Annotated in this window: 27 protein-coding genes; 8 read left to right on the forward strand and 19 right to left on the reverse strand. The window is 37.9% G+C overall.

Annotated elements, in window-relative coordinates; all coding sequences use genetic code 11:
* Window positions 1–43: 43 nt before the first annotated feature.
* The 3 genes from BK585_RS15075 to BK585_RS24745 form a co-directional block, all read right to left on the reverse strand.
* Window positions 44–2101: a catalase gene (locus tag BK585_RS15075; RefSeq protein WP_078554471.1), complete on the reverse strand. Its 2058-nt coding sequence runs from the start codon at window positions 2099–2101 to the stop codon at window positions 44–46.
* A gap of 282 nt (window positions 2102–2383) precedes the next feature.
* Entirely contained in the window at window positions 2384–3505 is a 1122-nt protein-coding gene (locus BK585_RS15080; protein ID WP_078554472.1) for a YncE family protein, read from the reverse strand.
* A gap of 169 nt (window positions 3506–3674) precedes the next feature.
* Window positions 3675–4226 (reverse strand): CueP family metal-binding protein, encoded by a 552-nt coding sequence (locus tag BK585_RS24745; protein ID WP_342744307.1) that lies wholly within the window; start codon window positions 4224–4226, stop codon window positions 3675–3677.
* A 220-nt stretch (window positions 4227–4446) separates the two neighbouring features.
* Here BK585_RS24745 and BK585_RS15095 point away from each other — a divergent pair, with 220 nt between their 5' ends.
* Window positions 4447–4836 (forward strand): SET domain-containing protein, encoded by a 390-nt coding sequence (locus BK585_RS15095; protein WP_078554477.1) that lies wholly within the window; start codon window positions 4447–4449, stop codon window positions 4834–4836.
* Window positions 4837–4910: 74 nt separating this feature from the next.
* On the opposite strand, the gene BK585_RS15100 is transcribed toward BK585_RS15095, so the two are convergent.
* The 3 genes from BK585_RS15100 to BK585_RS15110 form a co-directional block, all read right to left on the reverse strand.
* On the reverse strand, window positions 4911–6161 hold the full coding sequence (locus BK585_RS15100) for an acyltransferase family protein (protein ID WP_078554478.1): 1251 nt from the start codon (window positions 6159–6161) through the stop codon (window positions 4911–4913).
* 181 nt (window positions 6162–6342) lie between these two features.
* Window positions 6343–6903 carry a DUF6944 family repetitive protein gene (locus BK585_RS15105; protein ID WP_078554480.1) on the reverse strand — a complete coding sequence of 187 codons (561 nt, stop codon included), beginning with the start codon at window positions 6901–6903 and terminating at the stop codon, window positions 6343–6345.
* Window positions 6904–7018: 115 nt separating this feature from the next.
* On the reverse strand, window positions 7019–7696 hold the full coding sequence (locus BK585_RS15110) for a hypothetical protein (protein ID WP_078554482.1): 678 nt from the start codon (window positions 7694–7696) through the stop codon (window positions 7019–7021).
* Window positions 7697–7848: 152 nt separating this feature from the next.
* On the opposite strand from BK585_RS15110, the gene BK585_RS15115 reads away from it, so the two are divergent.
* On the forward strand, window positions 7849–8055 hold the full coding sequence (locus tag BK585_RS15115) for a heavy-metal-associated domain-containing protein (protein WP_078554484.1): 207 nt from the start codon (window positions 7849–7851) through the stop codon (window positions 8053–8055).
* A gap of 93 nt (window positions 8056–8148) precedes the next feature.
* Here BK585_RS15115 and BK585_RS15120 read toward each other — a convergent pair whose 3' ends face one another.
* Window positions 8149–8868, reverse strand: coding sequence for a YebC/PmpR family DNA-binding transcriptional regulator (locus BK585_RS15120; protein WP_078554485.1), 720 nt, complete (start codon window positions 8866–8868; stop codon window positions 8149–8151).
* Window positions 8869–9041: 173 nt separating this feature from the next.
* Between BK585_RS15120 and BK585_RS24125 the strand changes: the two genes are divergently transcribed.
* The 3 genes from BK585_RS24125 (at window position 9042) to BK585_RS15130 (ending at window position 9605) form a co-directional block, all read left to right on the forward strand.
* Window positions 9042–9212 (forward strand): hypothetical protein, encoded by a 171-nt coding sequence (locus BK585_RS24125; protein ID WP_170885618.1) that lies wholly within the window; start codon window positions 9042–9044, stop codon window positions 9210–9212.
* Window positions 9213–9312: 100 nt separating this feature from the next.
* Window positions 9313–9405 (forward strand): YjcZ family sporulation protein, encoded by a 93-nt coding sequence (locus BK585_RS15125; protein WP_078554487.1) that lies wholly within the window; start codon window positions 9313–9315, stop codon window positions 9403–9405.
* Between the two features lie 92 nt (window positions 9406–9497).
* Complete coding sequence (locus BK585_RS15130) at window positions 9498–9605, forward strand: YjcZ family sporulation protein (RefSeq protein ID WP_139367574.1); 108 nt, start codon at window positions 9498–9500, stop codon at window positions 9603–9605.
* 51 nt (window positions 9606–9656) lie between these two features.
* Here BK585_RS15130 and BK585_RS15135 read toward each other — a convergent pair whose 3' ends face one another.
* Window positions 9657–10085 carry a hypothetical protein gene (locus tag BK585_RS15135; protein WP_078554491.1) on the reverse strand — a complete coding sequence of 143 codons (429 nt, stop codon included), beginning with the start codon at window positions 10083–10085 and terminating at the stop codon, window positions 9657–9659.
* Between the two features lie 124 nt (window positions 10086–10209).
* Between BK585_RS15135 and BK585_RS15140 the strand changes: the two genes are divergently transcribed.
* Window positions 10210–10635: a DUF2621 family protein gene (locus BK585_RS15140; protein WP_078554493.1), complete on the forward strand. Its 426-nt coding sequence runs from the start codon at window positions 10210–10212 to the stop codon at window positions 10633–10635.
* Window positions 10636–10808: 173 nt separating this feature from the next.
* Here BK585_RS15140 and BK585_RS15145 read toward each other — a convergent pair whose 3' ends face one another.
* The 4 genes from BK585_RS15145 to BK585_RS15160 form a co-directional block, all read right to left on the reverse strand.
* Window positions 10809–11318, reverse strand: a complete 510-nt coding sequence (locus tag BK585_RS15145) for a CcdC family protein (protein ID WP_078554495.1) — start codon at window positions 11316–11318, stop codon at window positions 10809–10811.
* A gap of 178 nt (window positions 11319–11496) precedes the next feature.
* Window positions 11497–11706, reverse strand: coding sequence for a copper ion binding protein (locus tag BK585_RS15150; protein WP_078554497.1), 210 nt, complete (start codon window positions 11704–11706; stop codon window positions 11497–11499).
* 12 nt (window positions 11707–11718) lie between these two features.
* Window positions 11719–14079 carry a heavy metal translocating P-type ATPase gene (locus BK585_RS15155; RefSeq protein WP_139367575.1) on the reverse strand — a complete coding sequence of 787 codons (2361 nt, stop codon included), beginning with the start codon at window positions 14077–14079 and terminating at the stop codon, window positions 11719–11721.
* 11 nt (window positions 14080–14090) lie between these two features.
* Window positions 14091–14408, reverse strand: a complete 318-nt coding sequence (locus BK585_RS15160) for a metal-sensitive transcriptional regulator (RefSeq protein WP_078554501.1) — start codon at window positions 14406–14408, stop codon at window positions 14091–14093.
* A gap of 173 nt (window positions 14409–14581) precedes the next feature.
* On the opposite strand from BK585_RS15160, the gene BK585_RS15165 reads away from it, so the two are divergent.
* A complete protein-coding gene (locus BK585_RS15165) occupies window positions 14582–14758 on the forward strand; it encodes an aspartyl-phosphate phosphatase Spo0E family protein (protein ID WP_078554503.1) in 177 nt (58 codons plus the stop codon).
* A 111-nt stretch (window positions 14759–14869) separates the two neighbouring features.
* Here BK585_RS15165 and BK585_RS15170 read toward each other — a convergent pair whose 3' ends face one another.
* The 6 genes from BK585_RS15170 to BK585_RS24130 form a co-directional block, all read right to left on the reverse strand.
* A complete protein-coding gene (locus tag BK585_RS15170; protein WP_078554505.1) occupies window positions 14870–15088 on the reverse strand; it encodes a YneF family protein in 219 nt (72 codons plus the stop codon).
* Between the two features lie 112 nt (window positions 15089–15200).
* Window positions 15201–15641, reverse strand: a complete 441-nt coding sequence (sirA, locus tag BK585_RS15175) for a sporulation inhibitor of replication protein SirA (RefSeq protein ID WP_078554508.1) — start codon at window positions 15639–15641, stop codon at window positions 15201–15203.
* Between the two features lie 182 nt (window positions 15642–15823).
* Complete coding sequence (tkt, locus tag BK585_RS15180) at window positions 15824–17821, reverse strand: transketolase (protein ID WP_078554510.1); 1998 nt, start codon at window positions 17819–17821, stop codon at window positions 15824–15826.
* Between the two features lie 108 nt (window positions 17822–17929).
* Window positions 17930–18169, reverse strand: coding sequence for a DUF896 domain-containing protein (locus tag BK585_RS15185; RefSeq protein ID WP_078554512.1), 240 nt, complete (start codon window positions 18167–18169; stop codon window positions 17930–17932).
* Window positions 18170–18221: 52 nt separating this feature from the next.
* A complete protein-coding gene (locus BK585_RS15190) occupies window positions 18222–18872 on the reverse strand; it encodes a YneB family resolvase-like protein (RefSeq protein ID WP_078554514.1) in 651 nt (216 codons plus the stop codon).
* Window positions 18869–19045 carry a hypothetical protein gene (locus tag BK585_RS24130; RefSeq protein ID WP_170885619.1) on the reverse strand — a complete coding sequence of 59 codons (177 nt, stop codon included), beginning with the start codon at window positions 19043–19045 and terminating at the stop codon, window positions 18869–18871. Before BK585_RS24130 ends, BK585_RS15190 begins: the two co-directional genes overlap by 4 nt.
* Before the next feature lie 149 nt (window positions 19046–19194).
* On the opposite strand from BK585_RS24130, the gene lexA reads away from it, so the two are divergent.
* Window positions 19195–19827: a transcriptional repressor LexA gene (gene lexA, locus BK585_RS15195; protein ID WP_078554516.1), complete on the forward strand. Its 633-nt coding sequence runs from the start codon at window positions 19195–19197 to the stop codon at window positions 19825–19827.
* 454 nt (window positions 19828–20281) lie between these two features.
* Here the strand turns inward: lexA and BK585_RS15200 are convergent, their stop codons facing one another.
* Window positions 20282–20689: a hypothetical protein gene (locus tag BK585_RS15200; protein ID WP_212567932.1), complete on the reverse strand. Its 408-nt coding sequence runs from the start codon at window positions 20687–20689 to the stop codon at window positions 20282–20284.
* Window positions 20690–20822 lie beyond the last annotated feature (133 nt).

Genomic DNA, 20822 nt, shown 5'->3' on the forward strand with positions numbered 1-20822 from the left:
TCACTAGCAAGGATTGTTCTGTTTTGCATATTTTTTCTTACTCTCAAGTCCTTTCCCAAAAACGTCTTTTTGCGATCGCATGGATAAACTCTTGTTCGGAATTTGAATTTGAACCGTAATAAATAACTCCTAAGGGGTTGTTGTTAGCTCCCGCTTGTAAAAATTGTTTACCTGTTGTTGCGATTGCTATAGGCTTATAGTGTTTGTATGCCGCATGAGTCCAATCAGTTGTATAACTATCAAATACACTTTGATTTTTTGTGGTTCCACCGACAACATACAAGGCGTCTAATAGAACCTCGTGGGTTGTTAGAAATGTTTTCGTAACCTCGATCTTTGTTCCATCAGTCCCGGTCACTGTACCAAGCTTTTCGCTTATAACTTCAACAAAAACTCCCGCTTGTTGGAACGACTCAAGCATTTTTCTTACTTCTAGACCATAAAAACCATCACCTATGATCACACCGACAGTTAAAGAGAAAGCATAATGGGGTGTGTTGGCTTGGCTAAGTGCAGGTGATGACGTCTCCACTGGTACATGCTGTCCTGTCGGAGGTTTTATTCCGACATTGTCTGCGATGGTCGTGGCCATTCCTTTATCGACATTGACGAACATATTGACCACTTGCTCGCGTACCGACACCCTCTTCACCTGAGCTAGTTCAAAGCTAAAGGCATCAATGATATGTTGTTTTTCTACAGAAGACATACTATTCCAAAACATTCTGGCTTGGGAAAAGAAATCTTTAAAGGAGTCACTACTCGCTTTTACCTTAAAGCCTTCTACTCTGTCAGGATAATGTAAAAAACCACCTTCTTCTGGGTTCGTTGGTCCTGGGGTATTATTTGATATTGAATTCTTAAAATAATTTGTTTGGTCCACATCAATCCGGTGTCTACTGAACCCATCTCTCTGGTTATTATGAAACGGACATAGTGAGCGGTTTATCGGGAGCTCTGGATAATTAGACCCGCCAAGGCGGTGAAGCTGCGTGATTTTATATGTGAATGTTCTTCCTTGTAAAATCGGGTCATTGGTAAAGTTAATGCCTGGAACTAAATTCGTTACATCAAAAGCAACTTGTTCTGTTTCAGCAAAATGGTTATCGACATTACGATTCAACGTCAGTTTTCCAATTTTTTGAGCAGGAATGATTTCCTCTGGCCATAACTTCGTTGGGTCTAGAATATCAAAGTCAAACTTATGCTCATCTTCTTCAGCAACCATTTGCACAGCTAGTTCAAAGATAGGATAGGCCCCACATTCTATCGCATCTCTTAAATCTCTACGATGATAATCCGGGTCTAACCCACCGACCATTAATGACTCCTCGTTTAAAAAAGAATGGACACCTAAAAGCGGCTTCCAATGGAATTTGACAAACGTTGCTTTTCCTTCTTCATTTTCAAAACGGAATGTGTTAACTGCGAAGCCTTCCATCATTCTCCAACTTCTAGGTACAGCTCGATCTGACATGGCCCACATTACAAAATGAGCAGACTCCTGATTATTCGCTACGAAGTCCCAAAAGTTATCGTGTGCTGCTGAGGCCGTTGGCATATCATTATGCGGCTGAGGTTTAAGGGCATGTTGTGAATCAACAAATTTAAAAGGGTCATGAACAACAAACACGGGGAATGGGAGGCCTAACATATCGTAATTCCCTTCCTCTGTATAAAACTTAACAGCAAACCCCCGAACATCGCGGGCCGTGTCCATAGAACCTTTTCCTCCTTGTACTGTTGAAAAACGAACGAATACCGACGTTGTCGTCCCTTTCTCTTTAAGAAAAGCCGCTTTCGTGTAAGGTCTCATCGATTGGTAGGCTTCAAATTCACCATGTGCTCCAAAACCTCTCGCATGGACAACTCTTTCTGGGATTCTTTCGGTGTCAAAATGGAGTTGTTTTTGAAAAAAATGAAAGTCCTCCATCAGAATCGGACCCCTGTCACCAGCTTTTAACGTATTTTCATTATTTGCTACCTTCAGGCCTTCATTTGTCGTTATTGGATTCCCCCCATTTTGGATACGGTACTTTTCAAGTTGTTTATCCTTCTTGTCACCAGCCTTTGAGTGGTTGTTTTGAGATGACTTATCCATGAATTCCCCTTCCCTACTTTAGGTATTTTTTATCCTTTTTAACTTATGTAGAATTTTCTTGTCCATAGACCTATAAGCCTTCATTTTTTTGTTTCTCCGGGCGGTTTATGGGAGCGTGCTCTACAACTCGAGCAAACCATTGAGAGCTATGGGGTATCTATTTGCGATAACAATAGGGTGGGGACAATGGTGGGTGTTGGGACATGAATAGAGGGTGAGAAAAAAGGTAAAAACACCTTTTATCACACCCTCATATTTTCCGCTGTCAGCGCTATAATGTTATCATCTTATTGATATACCATTTGGAAATAAACCTACTTCAATTTTTTCTACTTCCTCTAACAATTCAAGATCTACGACGGAAATCGTTTCTTCAAACATGTTGGTGACAAAAGCATAACGACTATCGGTTGAGATAACAATGCCATGCGCTCCTAAACCTAATGTCACTTCCTTTACTACTTCAAAAGTTTCTAGGCTAATTACAGAAATCGTATTAGAAGGAGCCTCCTTGCTGCCTTGGTTTGCTACAATGACATAGTTGTTATCATAGCTTGCGTACATTTGAACAGGACCTTCTCCCACCTCTACTTTATCCATTACTTTTTGTGTTGCAGTATCAATAATCGCCAATTTATTTTCTAGATGTAATCCTACAAAGGCAAATTCTCCATCATGCGAAAAGCCTGTTTGTACAGCGCCTTCTCCAACTTTTATCCGATTGACTTCTTCTCTCGTTTCAATATCAATGATGCTTACATCACCACTATGCATATTGGCTATGTATGCATATTTTTGATTTGGTGAAATTCGAAGTCCATGTGGATAATCACCCACTTCAACAACGGTGTTCTCCCCAGTAGAACGGTCGATAATCGACACCGTATTATCACCGGAATTAGATACTACCACGATATTTCCATCTTGCGTAATCGATACATGGGCTGGATGATCTCCTACTGTGTAAACTTCAACTTTTTCAAGGCTATCTAAATCATAAGCAACAATAGACGGTTCGTTCACTGCCATTTTATCATCATGTCCATGTTCTGCATGCTCTTCTTCATTATGGGGGTGACTAATTGTTACCCATACTACATTTGATTCTTTGTTTACCTCTAAGTTATGGGCTTTTCCATCTAACTGAATGATTTGTTGGCGTTTTTCTGGATAATAAATAACTGACATTGATTGTTCTTCTTCATTTGCTACTACAACAACATACTCTTCATTCACTAGTTCTGTAACTTCTTCAGTCGAATCTTCTAACATTTTTCTAGTTTCTTGTTTTTCTCTTTCGTTTCCAGTTCCATTCGACTCAGTGATAGCTTCCTCTGCTCCACACCCAGCTAAGATGAAAAGGAATACTACTTTTAATAGAATTAGATACGTTTTTTTTACCATGGTGTACCTCCCTTATATAATATACTTTTAGTTTAGTTGGAGGTACCTTCTCAATAGTATGACTTCAATCACATATTGAAATTTTTCAATTTATCTATTCAATACTTTGTCCTACTTTCTTCAAACTTTCTTCTTTTTTATATAATAGGTACTAATTTTACTACATCTTTTATTTATGATAGGAGGATTCCTCTACCAACTGCATTGTCGTAATGCAAGTTGGGTCTGTTTTAAATGTTGAAAGCTTTCCCTCTACCATTTTTCCATCTATTGAAATTGTAATGTTGTATGTTTGGTCCCGTTTTAACCAAAAATCTAAAAAGCCGTTTCGTAAAGATTGCATGGTTTCGTCCACTACGACGTTCCCATCCTGTTCTTCTATATATACGTCAAAATATTCCTCTACTAATTCACCTTGACAACCTGTCAAGTTATGATAAGTTCAAGGATGTGTTTCATTAATGAATGGGGCGATCGATACAAAAAAATCCTCTTCAGATAAATCATATACTTGTTGTTGGGTATTATGGGTTACAATCAATTCATTTGGTTGTATTGAGGCTTCCCTATCTGTAATATGACCTGCACTAAAAGCATTCACTAACTCCTTGATATCCTTGCCTTGGTTGTCTTCAACAACCTGATTTTCTTTGATTGTAAAGAATAGAGCTGTCACTACTAACAAAACGAAAAGTACTCCAATCACGCCTTTAATTTTCACTCTGTCACCTCCTTACTGCTGTTTTACTTAATGAAATAAATGTATCAAATAAATGTGTAGAAAAGATGAAAAAAGGGGTACTACAGGCTTCAATAAAAAATGCCCTCAGATGTTCACATTTCATTTCCTAGTGTGTTTTGTAAATTGCTAGTACAACCTCTCCACATGACTTCTGCTAATTCCTAAGATATAATAAAACAAAAAGAAAAATGGTGAAAACATGATTGAGATTAAAACGTCTCCCATTAGTGATGGGGAATTTAATAGGGGCGTCTTTGCAACTTGTGATATAGCAAAAGGCCAACTAATCCATGAAGCTCCGGTGCTTCCATATCCGAACGAGCAACATCAATTAATTGAACATACCGTCCTTGCTGATTACGTCTATGAATACGGCATTAACCACGGAGCTATCCTCCTTGGATACGGAATGCTGTTTAACCATTCGTATGAACCGAATGCTACTTATGAAATTAGCTTTGAAAAACATACTTTTGATTTTTTTGCGTATACCGATATTAAGGCTGGAGATGAGATTTTCATCAACTATAACGGTGACGTTGATGACAAAGAACCGCTTTGGTTTCATAGGAATGACACGTCAAAGTAAAAACCCAAATGTAAGAAAGGCTTGGATAAAAGGTTGTTGTGCCTTTTGTCCAAGCCTCTTGATTTTGTATTTTATTATCCCGCCTTTTTTGGGACCACTGGTTCACTTTTACTTTGGTTTCCTTTCTTATATGCCCAATCAAGAACCGGCTTTTCAACAAAGTAAAACGATAGAGTTGCTATCATGTAGGATACGAGTAGTACAACGAATGAAATCATTACCCAAGTATTAAATTCAGTGACACCCATGTAAACAAAGTCTTGGGCCCAATATCTTTCAACAGCCATAATGACTAGATAGTGCCAAATATATAGACCAAATGATACTTTAGCGGTGAAACGAAATACGACATTGTCAAGAAGTTTGCCAAACCACAGTGAATGAGTCGCTGTACTTAAGGCAATCGCAACTAATAAAGGAAAGATCGGAAAATAATAAGGTTGGTTTTGAAGGCTAAATCCAAACTCCATCATATGGCGCATTTGAAAAATAAAGAAAAATGTACAAGCCAAACTTAGTACACTAATTGCATCAAATCCACCCTTTTGTTTAAACTTCTCTACACGGGGTGACCCTGAGAACAACTTAACTGTGACCGCCGAGGCAATAATCCCTATCGCAAATTGTCCGAAAAAGCCAATTGGGTTATAATTCGGCATCCAGTATTTTGCCCCACCTAGTAATCCGTATTGCCAACCGCGCTGAAACTCATCGGGTGTGAAAAGATAATGAACACCTTGATTAAGTAAGATGATAACTACCATCACACCTAACCAATAGGATATTGCTTTTGAGAAAGAACGCGTTTTCCCAAAAAAGAATAGACCTAACATAAATAAAGGCATTAACAAGTAACTAAATACTTCAAAGCTAATGGACCATAATGGACCATTTAATTCTGAAGGAAAAAGAGTTGTGTAGTGGAACCCTGACGTAAACGTCAAACCTGTTATGATTCGTAAAAGTTGATATTCGGTATGAACCTGCCATAGATAGGCAAGCAGAATGGACACTAAAAACGCCACATAAAACCCAGGAACAATACGTGCTGCACGCCTAAACACATATTGCTTCATATTTGGAAACTGTCCTCCACCAAAATAGTTTTTCCAAAATGGCAAGGCTAATAAAAAGCCACTTAAAACAAAAAACACACTTACCCCTGCATTTCCAAGTAGGAAAAAGGCTTGGGATTCTTGGATAAATGGAGTCTGAAATTGCATTGCTAAGTTTTGCGTTAAGTGATGGAAAATAACAGCTAAACAAGCAAGAGCACGAATTCCATCCGCACCAGATAAGTATAAAGGCATCGTATTTTTTTCCATATCTACACTTCCTCTCATGTGTATACCATTATTGTTAGTCAAAATAATAGATTCCTAGTTTTATAAGTAAACGTTTACATTAACTGAATAATTGTACCATATACAAAGATTAATGAACATATCTTTCCAATAATTATATGAATAAATAAAACCCTACCTAACAATTGTGTTAGATAGAGTTTCAGGTACCGGCTTCTTCCTGATATTCTCTTGTAGCAACAAGTGCATTGGTATTTGAACCAATCGCTTGAAGAATCGCTCCGATCGTAATAAGTGGTTGACCTTCCACTCTTTCTTTTAAGTCTAGCTCGGTACCAATTACTTCTAAAGCTGCGCCTACTCCTTGAAGTGCATTTCCTTTTGCATACTCTATTTCTCCAGCCTGATAATCAGCTACTGCACTTATTGATGCCCCCATCGATTGTAGGAAATCACCAAACATTTCAAGACGAATGTTTCTTTCGCCATTTTCTTCATCTTGGTCTTGTAAATAGGACCCAAGTGAAGAAGCTGCGGCTCCCGCTCCATCTATCCAATTCCCGGTGAAATTAAGCGCGTCATCGGTAGTAACCGTTCCGATAAGTAATGTTCCGACTGCCTGCAAGCCTTCCCCTATTGCTACTAACCGATTATTCAACTCGTTTAATCCGACCAACTCACGAGTTTCCGCGATAGCTGAAAGTGAGGTCCCTACAGCATCAAGCCACGCGCCAACTAACAGTCTTTCACTTTCGGTTGCCATCCAACTCCCACCTTATTGTCTCCGGTTTCTATAGTATAAGCAAAATCATACCGGCCGGTGAGGCAATACGCCGAGAGACCAAGGAAAATAGTTGTTTTACATGTAATGACACCATTTAAAAACGTTGGTTCATTTGTTGATGAATCGTTTCCATCTTGGAAGGAAGGATGTATAGATATTCCATCAACCCACCAAGTAAATCCACTAATAATTCTGCCATGTCCTCATCTAGCTCATGCTCAAGTTCTAATATTTTGTTTAAATGACTCCCTGGCTTTACCATTTGACTAAGTGTTACGATTGGTTTTGTAAAGTCCACATGTTTTGGAAGCTGTTCTAGCTGTTCGGCTAAATGATTTCCCTGCTTTGGTTCACTCTGAAAGTGTTTAATCACACCTTCAAGCACTCGTTTAGACATTACAGCTGTAGCTGAATTGTCTTTGGATTGCTGTACGTTTATTGCGGACCGATATGCTCTTATTAAATCGTCTGGAATTACTGTATCATTTTCAATTTGCTGCAAAGGGTGGCGCTGGTCATATATATATAATTCAGCTTGCTCACTTGTATTTCCTAAATAGTCCGTAAACATAATAACAAATGAGGACAATTCTTTACATTCTGAGCAAATCCCTTCAGAAAATAATCCAACACGGTTTGCCTGGTAATTCACTTTAAGTGTGAAACGACCATTTTTAGTGCACATTGGACATTTTGTTTTTACTTCTTTTGGGATTTTCAAATGTCCATATTGGCTATAAGAGACAATTGAGCCTGATATTATCCTTCTCATGTTATCCTCCTAAATCTTACCGTTACAATAAATTAGAAACCTTTTTATATGTTGCCCAAAAGATTTAATTTTTTCCATAAAATATTGAAACCAACTAGAATAATAAATCGACGTGGTCCAAAACTAATGCAAACGACACCGAGGTGATTCATTTGAAGAACATTACATTACAAGTGGAACGAATGAGTTGTGGGCATTGTATAAATACGGTTGAAAGAGCATTGGAAGGTGTACAAGGAGTTATGCAAGCGAAAGGAGATTTAGCACACAACACAGTAGATGTTGTCTACCAGGAATCAGAGACCGATGTTTCTCATATGCGAAAAGCGGTTGAAGATGCTGGGTATTGGATTGTTTAAATGGATTCAATAATGAATCCGGTCGGCTAAAGTAAAATAAAAATGGGGCCAGAACAAAAAAGTAAGAAACTTTTGTCCAGGCCCCTTGTTAAGTTACTCTCCTAAGTCTACGTTGTGAAACACTTGTTGTACGTCTTCTAAATCTTCAATGGCATCAATCATTTTTTCAAACTTTGCTTGTGCATCTTCAGGCAGTGTTACGTCACTTTGGGCTAGCATTGATAACTCAGCCACTGTAAAGTCACTTATCCCCGCTTGTCTAAACGCTTCTTGCACGGCATGAAATTGTTCTGGCTCTGCGTAGACGATAACAGAGTCACCCTCTTCAATAATATCGCGGACATCAAGGTCTGCTTCCATTAATAATTCAAGAACATCTTCTGCTGTTTTCCCTTCCACTCCAATGACAGCCGTTGCATCAAACATATAAGCAACCGAGCCACTGACACCCATGTTCCCACCATTTTTACTAAATGCAGCACGAACTTCAGCAGCTGTGCGGTTTACATTATTCGTTAAGGCATCAACAATCACCATAGAACCATTCGGTCCAAACCCCTCATAACGAAGTTCATCAAACACTTCATCTGAACCGCCTTTTGCTTTATCAATGGCGCGTTCAATAATTGCTTTAGGTACACTGTATGTTTTTGCTCGTTCGAGAACGTCGCGTAACGCAATATTTGATTCTGGGTTGGGTTCACCTTGTTTGGCAGCGACATAAATCTTTCGCCCAAACTTAGCATAAATTCGACTTGTATTCGCATCCTTTGATGCCTTTTTTTCTTTAATATTGTTCCATTTACGGCCCATATGTTCTCACTCTCTTTCACCTTTTTAAGAAGTTACACTCTATTTAGCTACCTTATATTATACAACAAAAGTACGGGCTGTTTATACTGTTTATATACAAATTGCCACGATAGGCTCTATACATGGCCTTAAATGGTATACTTAAAGCATTATAAATTGCGAGGTGACGAACCATGAATAAAATTATTATTATCATTAGCATCTTTGTATTACTTCTAACTGTTTATCTTCGAGTTGCTGATTTAGCTAGTCCAACGATTTCTGCCTTTGTCGGCATCTTAATGATTGCAAACATTGCTTACTGTATCCGCAGAATCCGCAATGGAAAAAGAAAAGAGGTCTAGGCTGATAACTTTTTTTGCAAAACAAGGATAACCGCCCAACCACTTTTGAAGGTTATACATAGTATTATAGTGTAGCAACTCAAAAAGGAGGTTTTCCATTATGGGTCACTACGCACCAGGCATCGGTGGATTTCCACTAATTCTAGTGTTGTTCATCTTGCTAGTTATTATCGGTTCAGCATATGTTCGATAATAGAATGCAAGATATAAGGTAAGGATTTATTCCTTACCTTGTTAAAAGGCTTATCATGGAATATGAAAGCAACTCAAAAGGAGGTTTCCAATATGAGTTTCTGTGGCACACCAACAACAGGTGGTTTCGGTAGCGGTTTTGCGTTAATCGTGGTGTTGTTTATCCTACTTGTTATCGTAGGTTCAGCATACGTTCTATAATGATAAAAGAAGCCGGAACAAAGGTTTTCCCCTTTGGTTCCGGCCTCTTTATTATCCGATAAATATCGGAATGTATTTCAACATGAACATCGCAACTACACCTAGCATTAAGAAAAAGCTAAATGTTTTTACTTTTTGCAAAGATTCCTCATAAGACACTTTGTTCGCAATCGCTTCTAACGTAATTCGTATGTACTTGGCAGTCAGTCCGAGATAGGCTCCAATTCCAACCCAAACGAGAATCACTCCAACCATCCAAAATGACAGTAGGTTAAAATTCATCAATAGTCCTGTGATGAGCGCTATAATTAACGCACCATGGGCTAGAAATATAATGATTTTATAAATTGAAAGTAATTTCGCTACCTTCTCTGGTCCTTCTGGCTCTGTCCCTCTAATTAACATCGGTAGTGGCAACAACAAAAAGAATAACACCGCCGCTAACAAATGAACACCATAACTAATTATATAGGTTAACATCTTTATCACCTCACTCACTGTTTCTTACTATACCAAATTATAAAGCTTGGTTAAATACTTTTCCAATTAGCTCGACTATGATAAGATAAAAGTTAGTTTTTAAGTGGATGTTGAGGTGGCTAGTATGTCTACATGGTTTATGTGGTTTATTGTACTTTGGTCTATATTTTTAATTACCGTCATGTTTATTGGTGGGTATTTCATGTTTCGTAAATTCTTAAAGCGACTACCAAAAGAAGATGGGAAGTCGATTTTAGATTGGCAAGATCATTACATCCAAAAAACAATACATTTGTGGTCTAATGAAAAAAAAGCATTGTTAGAGGAGCTTGTCGAACCAGTACCGAGTCTATTTCGAGATGTTGCCCGTGAAAAAATCGCAGGTAAAATTGGTGAAATTGCTATGGAAGAAGGGGCAGAAACCATTACGGAAGAATTACTCATTCGCGGATATATTGTCGCAACGCCTAAACGAGACCATAAATTCTTATTAAAAAAACTAAAAGAAAAACAAATAGACGTCACACCCTATCAATATTTGTTTAAATAGACCCACTAGCTGGTCCCTTATTTATATTACTGAGCGAAGCCACTAGCATCTCATAAAGCCCAAGTGGGGTTCTATGTTGGATTTGTATGTGTGAAGCCAGTTCTCTACCTAGAATAACCTAGAACAAAAAGGATTGTCCTCCAAGGTTAATAACCTGATGGGACAATCCTTTTTTATGTTTCTGCTGGAATTATTGGTTTGGTTTGAGTTTGTTTGAGTTGTTGCTCCACCTTTTTAAATTCTCGGTACATCATGATTCTCCATGGAATAATCATGCCATAGGCAAGCAAAAAGAACATTCCACTCAGCTCTTCTATATTAATCGAATCACCAATGATTAGTTTAAAGAGAATCCTTGCTAGTAAAAGCCCTACGAGAATAAACACAAAAGCTTTTGAGCGTTTTAAATAGATTTGGTTTTCCTTTATTTCAAAAGTGGATGTTTTAATTAAAAGGATTGAGAAAAGTAGTCCTACCGACACGGCTTCAATCACTTGAAGTGGTGCTGGCCTTGCTGGCTCATATAAAAACATTAAGAAACCAGTAGACATCGCAATCGGAGGAATAATGATTTTTTTGACAGTCGCCGGTTTTTTGATTGCTCTTAGACGAATAATGATAGCCAATGTGGCCATGCATGCGGCGGCTACGGTTGTACCCAATAGAATGAATGATTCTGACATCTTGTTGTTGTTCACTCCTTTCACCATTCCTATTCATACGATACCACTAATAGACAAGCTAGGCAATGATTCGCTAAGAATAAGAAGAACTAAAGTTAATCTAACCCGTTACCGAAACAGGGACAAAAGGTATACCTCCCTTTTGTCCCTGTTACTTTGAAAGTAAGCCAGATATATGTTATTTCAACACGTCATAGCCTAAGTCTTCAATTTTACTTTCTAATTGTTGAACTGTAACTTTAGCTTCATCAAATTCAACTGATACTTGTTTGTCTGCTAAGCTAACAAGTGCACGGTCTACTCCTTTTATCTTTGTTAGTCCTCCTTCTACCGCACGGACGCAATGATCACAATTCATACCTTCTACTTTAATTACCTCTGTTTTCATGTTACTTTCCTCCTATTTCATTCTTTTTAATCGTAGCGCATTTCCGACAACTGACACCGAACTAAATGCCATAGCAGCACCTGCAATCCAAGGTGCTAATAAGCCAACTGCAGCAATTGGTAAACCAATTGAGTTATAGATAAAAGCCCAAAATAAATTTTGTTTTATATTTCTCATCGTTAGTTTACTTAAGTGAATGGCTTGAGCTACTGACCGTAAATCATCGTTAAGTAACGTAATATCAGCTGCTTCAATCGCTACATCTGTACCTGACCCTATTGCAATTCCAACATCGGCAAGAGCAAGAGCCGGAGCGTCATTAATGCCATCTCCCACCATTATTACTTTTTTGCCACTGTCTTTAAGGCGTTGGACATGATTTGCTTTATCTTCTGGCAGTACTTCATAAAACACAGTTGATATCCCAACCTGCTTTGCAATGGCTTCAGCCGTACGTTTATTATCTCCTGTTATGAGAATAATTTCAAAGCCTTGCTCTCGAAGCATGTTAACCGTTTCTTTGGCCGTATCTTTAATTTGGTCAGAGACAGCTATAATACCAATGGCAGTGTTTTCAAGTGCCACATACATCGCGGTTTTTCCATGTTCCTCAAGCTGTTGAAGCGTGTCTTCAAAAGGAGCGATATCAATATTATGTTCTTGCAGTAATCGCCTCGTTCCTACAAGTACCATTTCTGAATTAAGCGTCCCTTTTATACCCCTTCCAGGTATCGCTTCAAATTGTTCCGGTTGAATAAGTTCTTTTCCCCTTGCCGCTGTAACAATTGCTTGACCAAGCGGATGTTCTGACTGTTTTTCAAGTGAAGCGGCGAGGAGTAAAATCTCTTCTTGATTGACAGAATCCAATTCAATGACATCTGTAAGAGCCGGCTCCCCTTTTGTTAATGTCCCTGTTTTATCAAATAATATCGTATTTGCCCGATGTGCAATTTCTAATTGTTCTCCACCTTTAAAAAGAATTCCTTGACTAGCCCCTCTTCCTGTACCTACCATAATGGATGTTGGAGTAGCTAATCCAAGTGCACATGGACAAGCGATGACTAATACAGCTGTAAAATTAATAAGGGCTTCCTGAAAACTAGCACCTAATAAAAAGTACCAAACAACAAAAGATAATGTAGCTATTGCGACAGAAGTTGGAACGAATACACCAGATATTTTATCAACAAGCCTTTGAATCGGCGCTTTTTGAGTTTGTGCTTCTTCAACAATTTTTATAATTTGTGATAATGTTGAATTTTTCCCTACTCGAGTTGCCGTCATCGTGAATGAACCATGCTTATTCAGTGTTGACCCTATCACACTGTCACCTACACCTCGGTCAACTGGTATGCTTTCTCCTGTAACCATTGATTCGTCAACACTGGAATACCCTGTTAAAATCTCGCCATCTACAGGTATTTTCTCTCCAGGCTTTACGATAAGCGTATCTCCTGTTTGGACTTCTTCAATCTCTAGTTCTACTTCCTGACCGTCAATTATCGCTGTTGCCTTTTTGGCTTGAAGACCAATTAACGTTCGGATCGCTTCAGATGTCTTCCCTTTAGCTCTAGCCTCAAGCAATTTCCCAAGCAATACTAGCGTAATGATAATTGCACTTGTCTCAAAAAATAAATACACTTCTCCTTGGAGCACAAGCCATACGGAATAAAAGTAAGCAGCTGATGTACCCATTGCAACCAATACATCCATGTTCGCACCTTTATTTTTTAACGCATGGTAAGCACCCTTATAAAAAGTCCAGCCCGCATAAAATTGAATAGGTGTTGCTAAGGCCCATTGCAGGTACCCATTCATCAGCCAATGCGGAAGTATCATTCTAGCAGTTACGAAATGGTCAATCATCGTGATTAGCAATGGGACGGATAAGACAAGCGCTACTAAAAATCGAAGTCGTTGTTTAAAATTATCTTCTGATTTATGTTCAATTACCTTATCATCTACAATGACAGTTGCCTGAAAACCAGCGTCGTTTATTTTTTGTATTACGGTATCAATATCTGTTATTCCTTCATAGAAGGTGACTTTCCCTTTCTCAAGTGGTAGGTTCACATCGATAGAACGGACTCCATCTAGCCGACTCACCACTTTTTCTATTCGTGACGAACACGCTGCACATGTCATTCCCTTTATATCTAGTTGTGCTTCTTCTATCGGTACAGCATAGCCAGTATCTGTTATCTTTTCAACGATTCCATTCAAACTTATTTGTTCGTTCACTTGAATGGAAGCCTTCTCTAGCGGTAAATTAACAGATGCCTCAACACCTTCAAGTTTATTAAGTACTTTCTCAATTCTTGTAGAGCAAGCTGCACATGTCATGCCTTTAATAGGGACTTGAACTTTTTTCATGTTTATCCCCCCTAGGATTTAGTAAATTGATGGATCACTTTCATTAATTCCTCAATTGCCGCATCACCATCGTTGGATTGAATGGCTTGAACGACACAGCCTTTCGTATGATTTTCTAATAAAGAAAACCCTACTTTTTTAAGCGCTGCATTAACAGCTGACAACTGAATCAGGACATCAACGCAATACCTTTCGTCATCTACCATTTTTTGAATACCACGAACCTGACCTTCAATTCGTTTCAACCGATTAAGAATTTGTGCTTTTTCCTCTTTTGATTTTCCAATACTACTCCCAACTGGAGTTAAATCAATAGGTAACTTTTCCATCAAGGCAACACCTTCCTTTCTTTTATAATACCCCTATAGGGTATTTAATGCAATAAATATTTACTTTTTTAAACATTTTTTAAAATTATTCTAAAAAACATCCTTGTAGATATATCCATTTTTTTGTATAATTTTAAATAGATGCTAGTATGAAATAAAGGGAGCAAATTAAAGTGGAAAAAGAGTTGCTAGCGGCAATTGAAGAAAAGAGAATAGAACTAATTGAGTATGGTCTACAACATGGGTTAAGTTCCGAAGTATCACTACAACGTAGTCAAGAACTGGACAAGCTTTTAAACCTTTATGCCAACTTTCAAAAGAATAAAAAGGACAAAGCCAAAGTACGATAGCCTTTTATGATAAAAAAGGAATGTCGTACTTTTTTATTTTTATTATAGTACATTAATAAAACGATCAAAAAACACCTCTACTATTAGAGGTGCTTGTCCATCTTATTAGATTTATTTTTGTTGTTTTTGCATTGCTTTCATCATCTGATTGATTTTCTTTTGAGACGGGTTTTGTCCCATTTGCATCATCATCATACGAAGCATTTGCTCATTAATAGGTGGGTTTTTCTTTAAGTAGTTCATCATTGTTTTTCGAGCAATAAAGAATCCAAGAGCCACACCAGCAAGCAAAGCTAAGAATACCCATAAAAACGTCCAAGGTGTCCACATGCGTTTAATTTCCTCCTTCAATACTATAAAAGTTGCGACATACAATCCAATTTATTATATCGTAACCATTACTTTATTAAAAGTCTAATTATGTTTTTTTAGGTAAACTTGGTTAAATCAGTTTAAATTGTTTAATTGGATTTAACCAGCCGTACCGAAACTGCGTGCTTTCAATCGCATAAAAGTATGGGTCATACTTTCGTAGCGCTTCAAAAAACAACGTTTCCGCTTCGTACTCACCAGTACTTACAAGCTTCAGATGGTTTGGATTCAACGTTAGCTCAGCTTCACTATAAGGATGTTTTATGCTTAAGTAGTGGCTGTTCTGAAACTCGCGATGATATGTGTTATGTCTAAAGGTTGACGTTAATATTTGTTGTAACTGTAATGTTGATATGGGTTGTGTGATAAAGTCAATTTGTTTGTTAATAACTTCGACATTTTGGGCTCGTCCATTTTTTTGTTCTAAAAACAGATGAAATAGCTTTGATTCTTGACCAAAATACTGACGTGCAATCTCTTCCTCCATCAAATAGATGTCATATTGTCTCATGTAACATCCCCCATGACCATATTTTTATCAAGTATAATATAATCTACGAGAAATGACTGTCTGTTAGTGGAGAAAGGATACACTAGTTTTGTCGAATTTTCTTTTGCTATTATTACGAGTCTACAACAAAACCCTGTAAACTAATGTTTACAGGGTTTTTGTTTAGCACTATATGCCTTACTTTACTTCTCTAATAGAACTTTAAGTTTGGCTACTACATTTTCTACGCTGAAGCCATACTCATCCATGATTTTCTCTCCAGGAGCGGATGCACCAAATGTGTCAATCGCAATGACATCACCATGGTCACCTATATACTTGCTCCAACCAAGAGAAGATCCCATTTCAATACCAAGACGAGCTTTAACATGGCTTGGAATCACGCTTTCCTTATATTCTGCAGATTGCTTCTCAAAACGGTCCCAGCTAGGCATAGAAACAACTTGAGCATGGATTCCGTCTTTTTCAAGTACTTGTTGAGCTTCCACAGCTAGAGGAACTTCAGAACCCGAAGCTAACAGAAGAGCATCTACTTTACCATTTGCTTTAGAAACAACATAGGCACCTTTTTGAACGCCTTCATATGCATTTTCAGCTGTTCCCGCAATTGTTTTTAAATCTTGACGTGTTAACACTAGTAAAGTTGGCGTATCCTTACTTTCAAGTGCTACCTTCCAAGCAGCAATTGTTTCATTGCCATCCCCAGGTCGGATAACAGAAAGACCTGGCATTGCACGGAATGATGCCAATTGCTCAACTGGCTCATGAGTTGGTCCATCTTCACCAACAGCAATACTGTCATGTGTAAAGACAAAAATAACTGGTAAGTTCATAAGTGCAGACAAACGAACAGCTGGGCGTAAGTAATCAGAGAATACAAAGAATGTTGCTCCGAATACTTTTAATCCACCATGTAATGCCATACCATTAACGGCAGCACCCATTGCAAACTCACGAACCCCAAACCATAAGTTACGGCCACTATAATCATCACGATTGTAGTTAGATTCGTTATTCATTAACGTTTTATTGGATCCAGCAAGGTCAGCTGACCCCCCAATTAGTTGAGGAATATGTGGAGCAAATGCGTTAATCGCATCTCCAGAAGCTGATCGAGTTGCTACGCCTTTTCCTGTTTCATACACAGGAGCGTCTTTATCCCAACCTTCAGGAAGTTCTCCTTTAACAGCCGTTGCAAATTGTTTTGCTAATTCTGGGTACTCTTGTTCATACTTAGCAAAAAGTTCATTCCACTCATTTTCTTGTTGTTGTCCATTTTGTTGGACTTCAGCAAACAACTTAGAAGCTTCTTCAGGAATATGGAATTCATTCTCATAAGACCATGCATACGCTTCTTTTGTTAATTTTACTTCATCAGAACCTAGTGGAGAACCATGTGAAGCTGATTTTCCTGATTTGTTAGGAGAACCATATCCAATTGTTGTTTTAATTTCAATTAATGTTGGACGGTCATCCGCTTTAGCTGCTTCAAGAGCTTTTGAAATCTCTTCAACGTCATTTCCTTGCTCAACACGGATTACTTGCCATCCATACGCTTTATATCGTTGTTCTACATTTTCTGAAAATGATAAATCAAGGTCTCCATCTAAAGAAATATCATTTGAATCATATAGAACGACTAATCTTCCTAGTTTCAAATGCCCTGCTAGAGATGCCGCTTCATGAGAAACACCTTCCATTAGGTCACCATCACCACAAATGCTGTATGTATAATGATCAACGATTGGGAAGTTGTCTTTATTATAAGTACTAGCTAAGTGTCTTTCAGCCATAGCAAAACCAACAGCCATTGCGATACCTTGTCCAAGTGGACCTGTCGTAGCTTCTACCCCTGGAGTATGACCAAACTCTGGATGTCCAGGAGTTTTACTTCCCCATTGACGGAAGTTTTGTAAATCCTCCAATGATAAGTCATAACCAGTTAGATGAAGTAAGCTATATAATAGCATTGAACCATGACCTGCAGATAAGATAAAACGGTCACGATTAAACCATTCTGGATTTTTTGGGTTGTGATTCATAAACTTTGTCCATAATGCAAAAGCCATTGGAGCCGCACCCATCGGCATCCCTGGATGTCCTGAATTTGCTTTTTCAATACTATCGATTGCTAGCGTTCGAATCGTATTAATTGCTAATTGTTGTTCTTGTGTTGTCAACGCTTGTCACCCTTTCTACGTATAAAAAATACCTCATTTTCAATCATATACTTTCTTTATTGTTTGTACAAGCCTATAAAGGCAAGTTCTCCCAATGTAAAAGTAAATTTAGTGCTTTAGACGTCCTTTACTTGCTTTACTCACTTTTAACTTTTCCGGTGTAACGTCTTCTCCTTTTTCATCAACAACTTTAATCGAATGTAGTTGATTATTAAAGGAACTACGAAAAGACTGAATATACTCCAGCCTTAATGCCTTTTGTTCATTAGCTTCTTCTGATGATAATCCGGTTTCTTTTGATTTCTTTGATAATTCGTTTATTCTTTTTATTTTTTCTTTGGATAACATGATTTCACTCCTTGACATGTTTCCCTAAATGTACACGAACTATGTAGTCATTTCAACCGTTCTGTTTTTCATCTTCAATATACTCTAAATACCTTCGATTAACTGTAGCCTTTGATGCTTTATACCCTAAACCCGCTAATACAGTTGCAATTTCATGAAAGGTCAGCTTTTTCTGGCGAAGTCTAACAATTTCCTCTATTGGAAGTTCTGTTTTCTTTCTTCCGCCAGCTTGGCTATGTTTTAAATTTTTCTGAGGACGATAGCCTGCTCTTATGGCTTTATCCATTCCTTTTTTTATTTTCATATTATGAAGTTTTCTCTGGTGTTCTTCAACAATTGTTACGATTTCTAGAAGCATTGCATCAATCTCAGAAGGTACTAATACATTACCCGTCATTGATGTGATTACCTTTTTATCCATTTTCAAAATTTGATGTAGGAGTGCTATCTTCGTGTTCCCTCTACCTAATCTCGTGTCATCTTGAACAAGAACAGCATCTGCTTGATGACTTGAAAGTAATTCAAGGACTTGGATCATCCCATCTCGATTAAAATCATAGCCACTTTTTCGTTCTTCAATAATCTCTACAACTCGATAATTGTAATTTCTAGCTAACTCTAGCAATTCATCCTTTTGCCGTGATAAAGATGAGCTTTGTTCTTGTTTCTCTGTACTTACACGGCAATAAATAACTACATTCATCTACTTGCGTATTGCATTTCATGTTCAATATGGATAGTCATTTCCTCTTCAACACTATCTGTTTCGTTTGTTACAAAACGGTCAGTTGCTGAATAGTTCATGACACATACAAATAAAATAGATAAAATAAAAGCTGTTACAATTCCAATTTCTTGTTTTGATAAAGTTTTCATATATATTCACCTCATAGAATGTTTGTTCGTACTTTCATTAAAACACGAACACACATTCTAGTCAACTGTAAAATTAGAACCTATGTTTGCATATTTGATATTGCCATGGTATACTTTGGATAATATATAGAACCTTTGAGGTGATTCCGATGACAAAAATATCAAAACGGCAACAGGAAATCTTAAATTATATTAAATCTGAAGTTCGAGCAAAAGGATATCCGCCCTCTGTTCGAGAAATTGGTGAAGCTGTAGGCCTTGCCTCAAGTTCCACTGTTCATGGACATCTATCACGTTTAGAAGAAAAAGGATATATTCGTAGAGACCCTACTAAACCAAGGGCCATTGAAATCATGGATAATGAGGATACTACACCTACTCACCCCATTATTGCTGAAGGACGTACTTCATATGCACCTGTAATTGGTAAAGTAACAGCAGGTAACCCTATTACAGCTATCGAGAATGTAGAAGAATACATTCCTCTTCCTGAACATCTTGGGACAAGCGAGAATGTGTTTGTTCTAGTAATTCAAGGTGATAGTATGATAGAGGCTGGTATTTATGATGGAGATATGGTTTACGTTCGTCAACAAGCAACCGCCAATAACGGAGATATTATAGTTGCGATGACTGAAGAAAATGAAGCGACTGTAAAACGGTTTTTCAAAGAAAAAGATTACTTCAGACTCCAACCTGAAAATTCGTCAATGGAGCCTATCATTCTTAGAAACGTCTCTGTTTTAGGTAAAGTCATCGGTGTCTTCAGAACCATTCATTAATATAAGAGGGTGAGACAAAATGTTGTTTTTTTTACCTTTTGTCTCACCCTCTTAGCAATGAGCGAAACCGCCACCATCTTTTAAAACCCGTTGTGAGTGGTTTTTCTCACAACGGGTTTTGTGGCGAGTGAAGCCATTCAGAATGAATTAATTAGTTTTGTCCCAGCGTCTTTTTGTTTTAGACGTGTAGATTAATGTGATCGTATATCGGGAACTGGTGCTTTGTATGTTCTTTTGAAGTTATGATTTTATTCTACGTGTTTTGTGGGAGGCTTTTGTCCGATACATCATTTTTATCGGACACTGCCTCGACTTTTCCTTTCGGCTCCTGTCCGATATCTGCCTTTTTTCGGACTCCGCTCCGGCTTTCCGGTACGCTTCTGTTCGATAAGACTTTAGTTACTCAAATGCCAGTCATTTAAAAAGAGCCAACGCTTTGTTAGCTCTTTTCCTATTACTGTTGGCGATTTTGAATTTCCATGGCATTTGCTTGTGCTTGTTGTAGTTCTTGCTGAGCTTGAAGGACATCTTGTTGCTCTTGTTTTACTTGTTGTTGAGCTTGATGTAATTGTTGCGTTTCGGTTTGGACCATTTGTTGCGCTTGGAATAACTGTTGTGTTTCTAGTTGCAGCTTATCAAACGCTTTTTGAACTTCTTGTTGAGCTTGTAGCAATTGTTGCTGTTCTAGTTCGTTTGATGTTTGGATGTTACTTAGCCGTTGCTGGACGATTTGCATCGACTGTTGAGCTTGCTGCATTTGTTGGTACGTTGTCAATGCTGACGCTTGTTGTGCTATTTGTTGTGCTTCTTGAACTGAATGTGCAACTTCTTCTAATAAATAGTGCGGATCTTCTTGTACCATGATATTGCCTCCAATATTTTTTCATAGTTTTCTCAATCCTTATCGTGCTCATAACACATTCATTCTATGCTTTACCTAAATTTATTTTTATAATAGTGTATAAAAAAACCCCTTAATACCAGTAGCATTAAGG

Origin of the sequence: Bacillus alkalicellulosilyticus, assembly GCF_002019795.1 — a bacterium.
In the GTDB taxonomy this organism is placed as follows: Bacteria; Bacillota; Bacilli; order Bacillales; family Bacillaceae_F; genus Bacillus_AO; species Bacillus_AO alkalicellulosilyticum.

Coding starts and splice junctions, on each gene's coding strand:
- BK585_RS15105 (WP_078554480.1), bottom strand. CDS start 6,903: ATGGCAACCGAAAGTGAAAGACTGTTAGTTGGCGCGTGGCTTGATGCT.
- BK585_RS15155 (WP_139367575.1), bottom strand. CDS start 14,079: ATGAAAAAAGTTCAAGTCCCTATTAAAGGCATGACATGTGCAGCTTGC.
- BK585_RS15130 (WP_139367574.1), top strand. CDS start 9,498: ATGAGTTTCTGTGGCACACCAACAACAGGTGGTTTCGGTAGCGGTTTT.
- BK585_RS15145 (WP_078554495.1), bottom strand. CDS start 11,318: ATGTCAGAATCATTCATTCTATTGGGTACAACCGTAGCCGCCGCATGC.
- BK585_RS15190 (WP_078554514.1), bottom strand. CDS start 18,872: ATGAATGTAGTTATTTATTGCCGTGTAAGTACAGAGAAACAAGAACAA.
- lexA (WP_078554516.1), top strand. CDS start 19,195: ATGACAAAAATATCAAAACGGCAACAGGAAATCTTAAATTATATTAAA.
- BK585_RS15135 (WP_078554491.1), bottom strand. CDS start 10,085: ATGTTAACCTATATAATTAGTTATGGTGTTCATTTGTTAGCGGCGGTG.
- BK585_RS15150 (WP_078554497.1), bottom strand. CDS start 11,706: ATGAAAACAGAGGTAATTAAAGTAGAAGGTATGAATTGTGATCATTGC.
- BK585_RS15080 (WP_078554472.1), bottom strand. CDS start 3,505: ATGGTAAAAAAAACGTATCTAATTCTATTAAAAGTAGTATTCCTTTTC.
- BK585_RS15110 (WP_078554482.1), bottom strand. CDS start 7,696: ATGAGAAGGATAATATCAGGCTCAATTGTCTCTTATAGCCAATATGGA.
- BK585_RS15100 (WP_078554478.1), bottom strand. CDS start 6,161: ATGGAAAAAAATACGATGCCTTTATACTTATCTGGTGCGGATGGAATT.
- BK585_RS15125 (WP_078554487.1), top strand. CDS start 9,313: ATGGGTCACTACGCACCAGGCATCGGTGGATTTCCACTAATTCTAGTG.
- BK585_RS24130 (WP_170885619.1), bottom strand. CDS start 19,045: ATGAAAACTTTATCAAAACAAGAAATTGGAATTGTAACAGCTTTTATT.
- BK585_RS15185 (WP_078554512.1), bottom strand. CDS start 18,169: ATGTTATCCAAAGAAAAAATAAAAAGAATAAACGAATTATCAAAGAAA.
- BK585_RS15095 (WP_078554477.1), top strand. CDS start 4,447: ATGATTGAGATTAAAACGTCTCCCATTAGTGATGGGGAATTTAATAGG.
- BK585_RS15120 (WP_078554485.1), bottom strand. CDS start 8,868: ATGGGCCGTAAATGGAACAATATTAAAGAAAAAAAGGCATCAAAGGAT.
- BK585_RS15170 (WP_078554505.1), bottom strand. CDS start 15,088: ATGTGGACACCTTGGACGTTTTTATGGGTATTCTTAGCTTTGCTTGCT.
- BK585_RS15200 (WP_212567932.1), bottom strand. CDS start 20,689: ATGGTACAAGAAGATCCGCACTATTTATTAGAAGAAGTTGCACATTCA.
- BK585_RS15075 (WP_078554471.1), bottom strand. CDS start 2,101: ATGGATAAGTCATCTCAAAACAACCACTCAAAGGCTGGTGACAAGAAG.
- BK585_RS15160 (WP_078554501.1), bottom strand. CDS start 14,408: ATGGAAAAGTTACCTATTGATTTAACTCCAGTTGGGAGTAGTATTGGA.
- sirA (WP_078554508.1), bottom strand. CDS start 15,641: ATGAGACAATATGACATCTATTTGATGGAGGAAGAGATTGCACGTCAG.
- BK585_RS15140 (WP_078554493.1), top strand. CDS start 10,210: ATGTCTACATGGTTTATGTGGTTTATTGTACTTTGGTCTATATTTTTA.
- BK585_RS24125 (WP_170885618.1), top strand. CDS start 9,042: ATGAATAAAATTATTATTATCATTAGCATCTTTGTATTACTTCTAACT.